The organism is Bilophila sp. 4_1_30, from assembly GCF_000224655.1.
GTDB lineage: Bacteria > Desulfobacterota > Desulfovibrionia > Desulfovibrionales > Desulfovibrionaceae > Bilophila > Bilophila wadsworthia.
In genome coordinates this window covers 607,006-615,717 of the sequence record NZ_JH114233.1, presented here as the reverse complement: position 1 = coordinate 615,717, position 8,712 = coordinate 607,006, and the positions used below count along the sequence as shown (strand labels likewise).

The following is an 8,712-nucleotide window of genomic DNA, read 5'->3' as shown; positions in this document are numbered from 1 at the left end:
CCAGCGATACTAATATGTTGTTCAGACTATCTATAAATGACAGGATACATTTTTGTCTTCTTTCAATACGTTATTCTCAGCACGTAGGCGGGCTATAAGAGCTTGTGCCCGCGCTAAATCCTCTTCTTTTTCTTGCAGCTCTATGATTCTTCCTAAAGACATCTGAAATTTTTCATGGAGTCCTATCATTACTCCCTCCGTTTCTTTCGGCTTTGAATCCCAATCCCGTTTCCAACCCGGATTTTCCGGGCTGGTGCGGGGCTAGGCGCTTTACCAAGCGCGGTGGAGTGTTGCGGGGAAGTCGATGCCGGGGCGGACGCCGAAGTCTTCGGACTCGTTGTTGAACCAGTCTTCGAGCAGCCCCTTGGGGTGATACTCGGAAGCCTTGACCACCTTTCCGCCGTGCTCGTTGGCGAACTCCCGCGCCTCTTCGAGAGAGTCGCATTCGTCCACGGTGTCCATCCCGTTGAAGGGGGAAGTTCCGATTACGAGGTAGGGGGCGGTGGGCATGGCGTTCTCCTTGTGCGTTTGTCGTGAGGAGATAATTAACAAATGTTAATATAAAGATCAATATATATTTTCAAAAAATAATTTTTAAATTACACAAGAAATACCGTGACCCCAAATGAGATCTGCGGTTCACAAATGCCCTGAGCAGCGGATACGAAAAAACCCCTCATGGGGAGGGGCGAGGAAGAGAAGCACTATGGATATTTACTATATATTATTTTTCTTGGCTGGCGCTATAGTATCTTTATTTTTATTATTGTTTTCTAAAATTTATGATGGTGATGAACATTTCTTTACAAGCAGAACTGAATTTTTACGACAACTGAATGAATTTAATCGCAGAGAATATAAAAAACGTTACAGAAAGGCAGTACAGCATCGCAGCTCCATAAAACGCACAACGCGCTCTCGATGCTTCTGGGGACTTCATAAAAGGTGATGCCACACCAGTATGTTGAAGTGAGTATATTGCTTGCCCTGTATATTCCAAGAATGCCTCCTTGAGCCACCATTGAGACAGAAAGCTGAAGCCAGCACTTAAGACAGCAAGAGCTGCACCAATGGCACAAACCAATATGAGAGACTCTTTTTCAGGAGTAAGTACTCCTTGTTTTGTCATGACAGCAACAGCGGCACTACCATTTAGGATGAAAGCTCCTCGAATAGCGGCGATACCATAAGCTGAAATTGCGGATGATAAGCCGAGAATTCTACTGTTTCGTTCATCCATCAGGATTTTTAGTGTTTCTTGCATCCTTTTTCTCAGCGCGGTGGGTTTTTATTCAATTTCTACCCATATCATGCTATGGATCATGCCGTATCTATCTTTGAAGAATCGTATCCTTTAAGTTGAGGCGAAGGGGCAGAGCTACTTTGAGCACGGACAGTTTCAAGGTGCCCTTCCCATTTATGTTTATATATCTTTAATTCTTCAACTTGCCTTTCTAATTCTTCAATTTTTTTATTTGATTCATCAAAGTTATGTGCTTTTTTTAAATCTTCACCTCTAAAGACAAGATATGCCCCTGACGCATCTATAGCGCTACTGATAGCAGGCTTGACGGGATCTCGTTCACCTGTGATCCACATCCAAAAGGTTACTGGGTTTACACCAAGTCGTTTGGCGGCCGCAGCCTTGTTCCCTTCGCAGTCTTCGACGATCTGGAGAAGAACCTTTTTTATGTCTTCGCTGAATGTCATGGCATAATCCAAGCATAAAGTTATCTTCTGTCAATTTTCATTACAAAAGCGGCTTGTCTTTTTCATTAACAATTGTTAATAAAAAAAGTATGAAAACAATCTCTACTGAAATCCGTGAGTTCTTAGACCAAACCGGGTTCACCCAGCGAAGGCTGTCTGTTGAGTCTGGAGTCCCCGCGTCTACGATATGCAACCTTTTGAAGGGAAAGCGGAAACATCTATTGGGACCGAATCAGGACAATATCCGTGCTGCAATGTTCCGTTTGGTGAGAAATGGTAGCCAGAAGGAGATCAGTCATGCCCCCGAAGCGTGAAAAGCAGCTTCAGTTCCGGGTTTCCGAGGACGAGTCTCAACAGTTCCGAGACGCTGCGGATCTGATGGACATGGGCGTCTCTGATTGTCTCAGGAAGGCCGCCAAGCTCGGAATCGCTCAGATGCTCTCGTGCCCGGAACTCCGTTCCCTTGAGCTTGAGTATGTCCCCGGCACAAAAGAAAATCAGTAACTTTTATGTATTACAAAGGTGTGACTATGAACCTCACCTTTTCCGCCCACGCGCTCGATCGCTGTTTTGAGCGGCGCATCTCTCTGCAAGGGATACTTGATGCCCTGCGCCAAGGGACATGTGTGAAGGGCAGCGGCATGAAGGACGGCGAACGCTTTGTTATGGCCCACGGACGGCTCAAGGTCGTGGCCGAGTTTGAAGGCCCGGCCTGTGTCGTGATCTCGGCATGGCGGGACCAGAAGGGCAGCAAGCGCGCCGCCCGGGAACGGCGGCAGCGGCTCCGGCGTATTCGTCTGGCGTTCAAAGAGGGGAGGGTGATCACATGCTGAACCGGGCCCTCTTCTCAAGCGTCAAAGACGACTGGCCGACGCCGTGGGAGTTCTTCCACAATCTGGATCTGGAGTTCGATTTCACGCTGGACGTATGCGCCGTGCCGTGGTCGGCAAAGGTCTGGCGGTACTGCGTGCCGCCCCATGCGCTGCGGGTGTGGGGGGAAACGACGTTCCGCCGACTGTTCCCTGACGCTCTTGTGGATGGCCTCGCGCACTCATGGGCCGGGGAGCGCTGCTACATGAATCCGCCCTACGGCCGCGAGATAGGCCCATGGGTCGAGAAGGCCCGCCGGGAAGCGGAACGTGGCGCGCTGGTCGTCGGGCTTCTCCCGGCACGTACCGATACGGCGTGGTTCCATGAGCACGTCTACCGGGCCGCAACCGAAATTCGATTTTTAAAGGGACGCTTGAAGTTTGAAGGGGCGGCGGCTTCCGCGCCGTTCCCGTCCATGATCGCCGTATGGGGGAAGGTATGAATACGGACATCAGGTTATCCGTCGGGTTCTGGCAACACCCGAAGACGAAGAAGACCGTCCGCCGTCTGGGGCTTGAGGGGATACGTTCCCTGCAAGTTCTGTGGCTCTGGTCTACCCAATACAGGCCTGACGGCAATCTTTCCGGCATGGATTGGGAGGACATTGAGCTTGCCGCAGACTGGCAGGGTGAAGAACGGAAGTTTTTCGACACCTGCCTTGGCATGTGGGTTGATGAAACCTCGGACGGCTACGTTCTGCACGATTGGCAGGAGCATAACCCGTGGCAGTCAGAAGCGCTGGCACGTTCCGAGAAGGCCCAAAAAGCTGCTCAGGCACGCTGGGGAAAAGCAAACAATCTCAACAAGCAATGCTCAACGGATGCTCAAGCATTGCCCAAGCATGATTCGAGCAATGCCCCTCTTCCTTTTCCTTCTCCAGAAGAAGAGAAGAAAGAAGAGTGTGTGTTTAACGCGTGCGCGCGCGTTGAACGTCCCGAGCCGGAAGAGACCCCGGCCCCCGAATCTCGGAAGCCGGAAGCCGTCCCTTCCCGTCAGCCCTCGTTGGCGTTTGACGAGTTCTTCGAGGCGTTCCCGGAACAGCACCGGGGAGGCAGGAGCGAAGCCGCGGGCGAATGGGTAGCCCTTGAGTCCAGCCGTGCTCTCCCCGGCTTGCCCCGCATCCTCGACGCTCTAGGGCAGTGGGAGGACTCTGAGGCATGGAAGCGGCAGGGCGGCAGATACATCCCAACGGCGGCGAACTTCCTCAGGCGGGAATACTGGCTGCGAAAACCTCCCGAGCCCGTGGAGCGGGGCGGAAACGGCAATCAGGCGCGGCCCCGGGCGGCTACCGTAGCGCAGCAGCGGGTGCAGGACAACGACGACATGGCGAAAATGCTTTTACAGGCACGGAGGGCTCAACATGCACAACCCGGACTTCATGCTTCAACTGCTGGTCAATCTGGCGCTGCACTACCCGCAGGCAGGTAGGACGCCCGCCCAGCTGCAGATTTTGGCCGAGGACTGGGCTGAAGACCTCGCGGAGTTCTCGCCCGGCACGGTGGAAAAGGCCGTGAAGCGGTATCGCCGCGAGTCCCCCTACTTTCCGACCGTGGCCGACATATGGGCGCGTTGCGATGAATTACGGCGGGGAGAAACGGCGCTGGCCGATGCGTTGGCCCTGCCCGGCAGGACGTTGACCCGTGAGGAGCAGCGGATGCTCAACGGCGAGTGGTGCGCGAAGATTCTAGCCCTGTGGGACAAGATGGACGCCCGCAAGCAGGGAAGGCTGGACACGCCGCTCGATGAGCAGCTTGCCAATTTGCGGGCGTTGGGGGTGGAGCAGTGAGCCCCGAAGAGTACCGGGAATTTCTCAAGACGGTAAAGCCCGGCTCCAGCCCGTTGCCCAAGTCTCAGCTTCTCGGCAAGGCCCGCCTTCCCCGGAATGGCCGCACGTACCAGACCGACGCCATGAACCAGACCGAGGCCCGCTATGCCGGGTATCTGGACGGGATGAAGCACACGGGCGAGGTCGTCGCGTGGGCGTATGAGGCTGTGAAGCTGCGGCTTGCGGACAAGACGTTCTACACGCCGGATTTCGTCGTGATCCGGGCTGACGGGGGCATCGAGCTGCATGAGGTCAAGGGGCATTGGGAAGACGACGCCCGCGTGAAAATCAAGGTCGCCGCAACACAGCATCCGTGGTTCCGGTTCCTCGCTGTGAAGGCAGGGAAGACAGGGTGGCAGTATGAAACGTTTGGAGGTGGGGCATGAGCACGGCCGTACAGGTTGAGATCGTCATTCCCGAGAGCATGGGCAAAGTTGAGGCGTTGGCGAAAGTGTCCACGTCCCTTCAAGGCGTCATTGCAAGGAAACGCCGGGAATGGCGGGCATCACGCGGGGAAATAGCCGTGCTCGGCCCGAATGTCGAGGTGCGGCCCGCGTGCAGACTGTTCGTGTATCGCGTCGCCCGCGATTTCGGTGGGGATTCCATGCGCTACGTGTGGGAGCGGAATGCGGAAAAGGTCACGTTGTGACGGGGGATGAAGAGCGGGAGGTTGTGATGGGTGAACTGTGGGTAAGCCATGATGAACTGGCCGACGCCATTGGGGAAGACGGCGCGGATCTCTTATGCAGGGCCGTAGGTGGGGTGTCCACGTATATTCCCCGCAAGCCCGTTGCGGGTTCCCCGCTTTCCGCTGTCCTTGGGATGAAGCGTATGGAAAGGCTTTGTGCGGCCTTCGGCGGGCTCCGGGTGACGCTTCCGAACAGGCGTAAGGGTGAGCCGTTCAAGGACAGGATCGTCCGTATGCTGAGTTCCGGCAAGTCGCCGGGAAACATCGCCCTCGAACTCGGCGTAACGGAACGCTACGTGCGCATCCTCGCCCGGCAGGTCAAGGAACAGCCTAAGCCGCAGGTGCAGCTCAGGTTGTGGTGAGGCTGTTAGATTGAGAAAGAGGTGGGAACGATAAGATAGCTTGACACAGTACTCTAGCATGTCTATTTTGCAAAAAAGACAAATATGGAGCGCAAAAGATGGTTCATAACAAGCAGTATATAGCTGAACAAGCCAAAATATTTAAAGCCCTTGGGCATCCTACGCGCCTTTTGATGGTGGATGCACTTCGGGATGGGGAAAAGTGTGTTTGTGAACTGCAGTCTCTCGTTGGCGATGATATGTCAACGATTTCGAGGCACCTTGCCGTGTTGAGGGAAGCCGGGATCATTTCTTCCAACAAGAGAGGCACGAACATTTACTACAAGCTTTCTCTCTGTTGCCTCGAAACTTTTCTGGGGTGTACAGGGGAACTTGTCGAAAAACGTGTACGATCCCAAATCGATATGTTAACTACCCGTTAACAGCTTAATAAAACAAATAAAAATTTTTGCCTAATATTTGTCAATTTAGCCAAAAAAGAAATTAATGGAGTTGGATATGTCAAACTGTTGTACTGGAGGAGAGGCAAGGAAAAAATCTTCCTTTTCCTGTCAGTGTGAAGGCCAAAAAGCTACCTCGTTGCAGCAACACCATGAAACAAGGGAAATAAATAAAATCCGCTATATTGTGATCGGTATTGTGGCTCTTGCTGTCTGGTGGGTCGTGTACTCAGGTATTGTGCCGCTTTCCCAATGGATTGCCTACGACCTCTTTCCCCTTGAAAAGGGTAGTCCGTTGGGGGATTCCGTCGAATTCTTTTTTTATGACACGGCAAAGATTCTCCTTTTGCTTGTCCTTATGGTTTACGTCATCGCTTGGTTGCGGGCTGGGATGCATGTTGAGCGAGTACGAAATTACCTGATGGGGAAAGGACGGGGCGTTGGATATTTTTTAGGAGCTGGCTTTGGGGCAATTACGCCGTTCTGTTCTTGTTCCAGTATCCCTCTCTTTTTGGGGTTCACCACAGCCCGCATACCTCTGGGCATTACCATGTCCTTTCTGATCACCTCACCGCTGATCAATGAAATTGCCGTGGTGCTGCTGTGGGGGCTTTTGGGATGGAAGTTCACAATCATTTATGTGGTAGTAGGTATGGTTGCGGGCATTATTGGCGGGGTGTTCATGGACGCAATCCGTGCGGAACGCTGGCTGCAACCTTTCCTTTTGGAGGCTATGAAGAATGCTCCTCCTCAGGCTATGGACATACAACCGGGGCAAGTACCCAAAATAGGGCTTATGGAACGCCATACTTTTGCCTACTCCGAGACAAGCAGCATTTTCCGTCGCGTCTGGCTATGGGTGATCGTCGGTGTAGGCCTCGGAGCATTATTGCACGGTTTTGTACCGCAGGAGTGGTTTACGGAAAACTTGGGAGCGGGTCAGTGGTGGTCTGTTCCTCTGGCTGTTGCCGTGGGCATTCCGCTGTATACCAATGTCACGGGTATTATTCCGGTTATGGAAAGCCTACTGCTCAAGGGGTTGCCCCTGGGAACGACTCTGGCCTTCTGCATGAGCACTGTGGCCGCGAGCCTGCCGGAAGTGCTCATGCTCAAGCAGGTCATGAGCTGGAAGCTGCTGGCGGTATTTCTTGGCATGTTATTGATTATATTTACGCTTGTAGGTTGGTTATTTAACCTTCTTCACATGCAAAATTTCTAACCTGATGAGGTCCGCTATGTTGATCAAGGTTCTCGGCCCCGGCTGTGCCAAATGTAAAGAAGTTGAAAAGGTTATCAACGTTGTCGTCCAAGAGTCCGGCAGTTCTGCCAAAGTCGAAAAGGTTACTGACTTTAAGGAAATGATGGCTCTCGGCGTCATGTCCACTCCTGCGGTGATAATCGACGGCACAATTATGTGTACGGGGCGCATTCCATCCAAGTTGGAAGTTATGGAGTGGATTCACTGAGTAGCGCCTTCCATCTGAATTCGTTCAGGGTATTTCCTCCTGCCTCACCGTGACACAGTGAGCGCAGGAGGATTTTTTATGGCTGTTCTTCCCTTGCGTCACTTCTCCCCGGTCGAGTTCCGCTGCAAGTGCGGGTGCGGCGCAGGCATAGAGAAGATGGACGCCGACCTGCTCCAGATGCTCGACGAGGCCCGTGATCTGGCGGGCATCCCGTTCCCCCTTTCTTCCGCGTACCGTTGCCCGAAGCACAACAAGGCGGTCGGCGGCGTGCCCACCTCCGCGCACACTCGCGGCTATGCCGTGGATATCCGCTGCGTGGATTCCCATTCCCGTTTCGTCATGCTGCAAGCCCTGCTTGAGGCCGGATTCCGGCGCGTCGAGCTGGCTCCGACGTGGATCCATGTGGACAACGACCCGGACAAGCCGCGTGACGTGGCCTTTTACCAGCATGGAGGCAAGTACTGATGGAAGCGACCGTGATTGATTTCATCTTTTCGACCTTGATGAGCCTTTCCGCGCAGTACCCCGACGCGGCGTGGCTCGTCACCGCCCTGAGCGTGGTCATGACCGTGTGCGGCCTGTGCGCCGTGGCCACCGTATGGATGCCCGTGCCGAAGGAACCGACTGGGCTTTATGCCGTCTTCTACCGCTGGACCCATGCCCTTGCCGCACACTTCGGGCAGAACAAGGGCGCCGTGGCTGACGGCAAGTCCGAAACCGTGAAGGCCGAAGTCAAGGCCGTGACGGGGAAGTGATGTGCGGGCCGTCCTTGAGTTCCTCACCTCGTTCGTTGAACTCATCAAGCTGTGGCTGCGTCAACGGTACGGCGAACGCCGCGAGGCTGATCGCGCTGCTGTTCGTGATGACGCTGGCGGCGAGTGGGTGCGCTCGATGGGCGGAACCGACCGCCGCGACAAGCCCGGCTCCGCTGACGCCGGGGGCCGTCGTGACGGGTGAATGGTCCTACACCTACCGGGGCGAGACGTTCACCGAGTCCGGCGAGTGGGTGCACCTGCCCGCTGGCGAGGCCGGGAACCTGCTCCTGTGGATCAAGGGCGTGGAGGCGGGGCGATGAACGACGACGTGCAGCTTGTCCGCGAGATCGGGGAAGTGAAGGCCGAGCTTTCCGGGCTCAAGGCCGAGGTCGCGGGCACTAACCAGCGTCTCGACGACATCGTGATCACCCAGCTTAAGGATCATGGAAAACGCCTCGCAGCACTGGATGTCCGTATCGCCGCGCTTGAAGCTGCCGAGAACAAACGCGCCGGGGGGCTGTCCGTCCTTGCTGGCGTGGCTGCTGCGGCCGGCAGCCTCGGCGCGCTCATCATGAAACTGATCGGTCCAATGTGAG

General features: G+C 54.5%; 19 protein-coding genes. 15 read left to right on the top strand and 4 right to left on the bottom strand.

Translation table 11 applies throughout. The features are described from left to right. Window positions 1-30: 30 nt before the first annotated feature. The 4 genes from HMPREF0178_RS21595 to HMPREF0178_RS14630 all read right to left on the bottom strand — a co-directional run bounded on the left by HMPREF0178_RS21595 (window position 31) and on the right by HMPREF0178_RS14630 (window position 1,710). Window positions 31-189, bottom strand: a complete 159-nt coding sequence (locus tag HMPREF0178_RS21595; RefSeq protein WP_157134947.1) for a hypothetical protein — start codon at window positions 187-189, stop codon at window positions 31-33. Between the two features lie 81 nt (window positions 190-270). After that, entirely contained in the window at window positions 271-510 is a 240-nt protein-coding gene (locus tag HMPREF0178_RS14635; RefSeq protein ID WP_009368806.1) for a hypothetical protein, read from the bottom strand. Between the two features lie 313 nt (window positions 511-823). After that, window positions 824-1,264: a hypothetical protein gene (locus tag HMPREF0178_RS21590; RefSeq protein ID WP_157134946.1), complete on the bottom strand. Its 441-nt coding sequence runs from the start codon at window positions 1,262-1,264 to the stop codon at window positions 824-826. Window positions 1,265-1,320: 56 nt separating this feature from the next. After that, a complete protein-coding gene (locus tag HMPREF0178_RS14630) occupies window positions 1,321-1,710 on the bottom strand; it encodes a helix-turn-helix domain-containing protein (RefSeq protein WP_039959109.1) in 390 nt (129 codons plus the stop codon). Between the two features lie 297 nt (window positions 1,711-2,007). Here HMPREF0178_RS14630 and HMPREF0178_RS14625 point away from each other — a divergent pair, with 297 nt between their 5' ends. The 15 genes from HMPREF0178_RS14625 (at window position 2,008) to HMPREF0178_RS14555 (ending at window position 8,711) form a co-directional block, all read left to right on the top strand. Further along, the gene (locus tag HMPREF0178_RS14625; RefSeq protein WP_009368805.1) at window positions 2,008-2,214 is read left to right on the top strand and encodes a hypothetical protein; all 207 of its coding nucleotides are present in this window, start codon (window positions 2,008-2,010) and stop codon (window positions 2,212-2,214) included. Between the two features lie 26 nt (window positions 2,215-2,240). Further along, window positions 2,241-2,543, top strand: a complete 303-nt coding sequence (locus tag HMPREF0178_RS14620; protein WP_009368804.1) for a DUF4258 domain-containing protein — start codon at window positions 2,241-2,243, stop codon at window positions 2,541-2,543. Then, window positions 2,537-3,022 (top strand): DNA N-6-adenine-methyltransferase, encoded by a 486-nt coding sequence (locus HMPREF0178_RS14615; RefSeq protein ID WP_009368803.1) that lies wholly within the window; start codon window positions 2,537-2,539, stop codon window positions 3,020-3,022. Before HMPREF0178_RS14620 ends, HMPREF0178_RS14615 begins: the two co-directional genes overlap by 7 nt. A gap of 146 nt (window positions 3,023-3,168) precedes the next feature. Beyond that, window positions 3,169-4,008: a hypothetical protein gene (locus HMPREF0178_RS14610; RefSeq protein ID WP_198134990.1), complete on the top strand. Its 840-nt coding sequence runs from the start codon at window positions 3,169-3,171 to the stop codon at window positions 4,006-4,008. Then, the gene (locus tag HMPREF0178_RS14605) at window positions 3,941-4,366 is read left to right on the top strand and encodes a hypothetical protein (RefSeq protein ID WP_009368802.1); all 426 of its coding nucleotides are present in this window, start codon (window positions 3,941-3,943) and stop codon (window positions 4,364-4,366) included. Before HMPREF0178_RS14610 ends, HMPREF0178_RS14605 begins: the two co-directional genes overlap by 68 nt. Further along, complete coding sequence (locus tag HMPREF0178_RS14600; protein ID WP_009368801.1) at window positions 4,363-4,791, top strand: hypothetical protein; 429 nt, start codon at window positions 4,363-4,365, stop codon at window positions 4,789-4,791. Before HMPREF0178_RS14605 ends, HMPREF0178_RS14600 begins: the two co-directional genes overlap by 4 nt. Continuing rightward, a complete protein-coding gene (locus tag HMPREF0178_RS14595; protein WP_009368800.1) occupies window positions 4,788-5,054 on the top strand; it encodes a hypothetical protein in 267 nt (88 codons plus the stop codon). The genes HMPREF0178_RS14600 and HMPREF0178_RS14595 overlap by 4 nt, the downstream gene beginning before the upstream one ends. A gap of 26 nt (window positions 5,055-5,080) precedes the next feature. Beyond that, window positions 5,081-5,455, top strand: coding sequence for a hypothetical protein (locus HMPREF0178_RS14590; RefSeq protein ID WP_009368799.1), 375 nt, complete (start codon window positions 5,081-5,083; stop codon window positions 5,453-5,455). 98 nt (window positions 5,456-5,553) lie between these two features. Then, the gene (locus HMPREF0178_RS14585; RefSeq protein WP_009368798.1) at window positions 5,554-5,877 is read left to right on the top strand and encodes a metalloregulator ArsR/SmtB family transcription factor; all 324 of its coding nucleotides are present in this window, start codon (window positions 5,554-5,556) and stop codon (window positions 5,875-5,877) included. 76 nt (window positions 5,878-5,953) lie between these two features. Further along, a complete protein-coding gene (locus HMPREF0178_RS14580) occupies window positions 5,954-7,114 on the top strand; it encodes a permease (protein WP_009368797.1) in 1,161 nt (386 codons plus the stop codon). 16 nt (window positions 7,115-7,130) lie between these two features. Then, on the top strand, window positions 7,131-7,361 hold the full coding sequence (locus HMPREF0178_RS14575) for a thioredoxin family protein (RefSeq protein ID WP_009368796.1): 231 nt from the start codon (window positions 7,131-7,133) through the stop codon (window positions 7,359-7,361). Between the two features lie 78 nt (window positions 7,362-7,439). After that, entirely contained in the window at window positions 7,440-7,826 is a 387-nt protein-coding gene (locus tag HMPREF0178_RS14570) for a D-Ala-D-Ala carboxypeptidase family metallohydrolase (protein WP_009368795.1), read from the top strand. 11 nt (window positions 7,827-7,837) lie between these two features. Continuing rightward, window positions 7,838-8,116, top strand: coding sequence for an RNA-binding protein (locus HMPREF0178_RS14565; RefSeq protein ID WP_232281285.1), 279 nt, complete (start codon window positions 7,838-7,840; stop codon window positions 8,114-8,116). Between the two features lie 14 nt (window positions 8,117-8,130). Further along, the gene (locus tag HMPREF0178_RS14560) at window positions 8,131-8,436 is read left to right on the top strand and encodes a hypothetical protein (protein ID WP_232281284.1); all 306 of its coding nucleotides are present in this window, start codon (window positions 8,131-8,133) and stop codon (window positions 8,434-8,436) included. After that, the gene (locus HMPREF0178_RS14555) at window positions 8,433-8,711 is read left to right on the top strand and encodes a hypothetical protein (RefSeq protein ID WP_005024166.1); all 279 of its coding nucleotides are present in this window, start codon (window positions 8,433-8,435) and stop codon (window positions 8,709-8,711) included. Before HMPREF0178_RS14560 ends, HMPREF0178_RS14555 begins: the two co-directional genes overlap by 4 nt. The last annotated feature ends 1 nt before the right edge of the window (window position 8,712 follow it).

Bases quoted from the DNA above. Each gene is read 5' to 3' on its own strand.
- HMPREF0178_RS21595 (WP_157134947.1), bottom strand. From the start codon at position 189: ATGATAGGACTCCATGAAAAATTTCAGATGTCTTTAGGAAGAATCATA.
- HMPREF0178_RS14635 (WP_009368806.1), bottom strand. From the start codon at position 510: ATGCCCACCGCCCCCTACCTCGTAATCGGAACTTCCCCCTTCAACGGG.
- HMPREF0178_RS21590 (WP_157134946.1), bottom strand. From the start codon at position 1,264: ATGCAAGAAACACTAAAAATCCTGATGGATGAACGAAACAGTAGAATT.
- HMPREF0178_RS14630 (WP_039959109.1), bottom strand. From the start codon at position 1,710: ATGACATTCAGCGAAGACATAAAAAAGGTTCTTCTCCAGATCGTCGAA.
- HMPREF0178_RS14625 (WP_009368805.1), top strand. From the start codon at position 2,008: ATGCCCCCGAAGCGTGAAAAGCAGCTTCAGTTCCGGGTTTCCGAGGAC.
- HMPREF0178_RS14620 (WP_009368804.1), top strand. From the start codon at position 2,241: ATGAACCTCACCTTTTCCGCCCACGCGCTCGATCGCTGTTTTGAGCGG.
- HMPREF0178_RS14615 (WP_009368803.1), top strand. From the start codon at position 2,537: ATGCTGAACCGGGCCCTCTTCTCAAGCGTCAAAGACGACTGGCCGACG.
- HMPREF0178_RS14610 (WP_198134990.1), top strand. From the start codon at position 3,169: ATGGATTGGGAGGACATTGAGCTTGCCGCAGACTGGCAGGGTGAAGAA.
- HMPREF0178_RS14605 (WP_009368802.1), top strand. From the start codon at position 3,941: ATGCACAACCCGGACTTCATGCTTCAACTGCTGGTCAATCTGGCGCTG.
- HMPREF0178_RS14595 (WP_009368800.1), top strand. From the start codon at position 4,788: ATGAGCACGGCCGTACAGGTTGAGATCGTCATTCCCGAGAGCATGGGC.
- HMPREF0178_RS14590 (WP_009368799.1), top strand. From the start codon at position 5,081: ATGGGTGAACTGTGGGTAAGCCATGATGAACTGGCCGACGCCATTGGG.
- HMPREF0178_RS14585 (WP_009368798.1), top strand. From the start codon at position 5,554: ATGGTTCATAACAAGCAGTATATAGCTGAACAAGCCAAAATATTTAAA.
- HMPREF0178_RS14580 (WP_009368797.1), top strand. From the start codon at position 5,954: ATGTCAAACTGTTGTACTGGAGGAGAGGCAAGGAAAAAATCTTCCTTT.
- HMPREF0178_RS14575 (WP_009368796.1), top strand. From the start codon at position 7,131: ATGTTGATCAAGGTTCTCGGCCCCGGCTGTGCCAAATGTAAAGAAGTT.
- HMPREF0178_RS14570 (WP_009368795.1), top strand. From the start codon at position 7,440: ATGGCTGTTCTTCCCTTGCGTCACTTCTCCCCGGTCGAGTTCCGCTGC.
- HMPREF0178_RS14555 (WP_005024166.1), top strand. From the start codon at position 8,433: ATGAACGACGACGTGCAGCTTGTCCGCGAGATCGGGGAAGTGAAGGCC.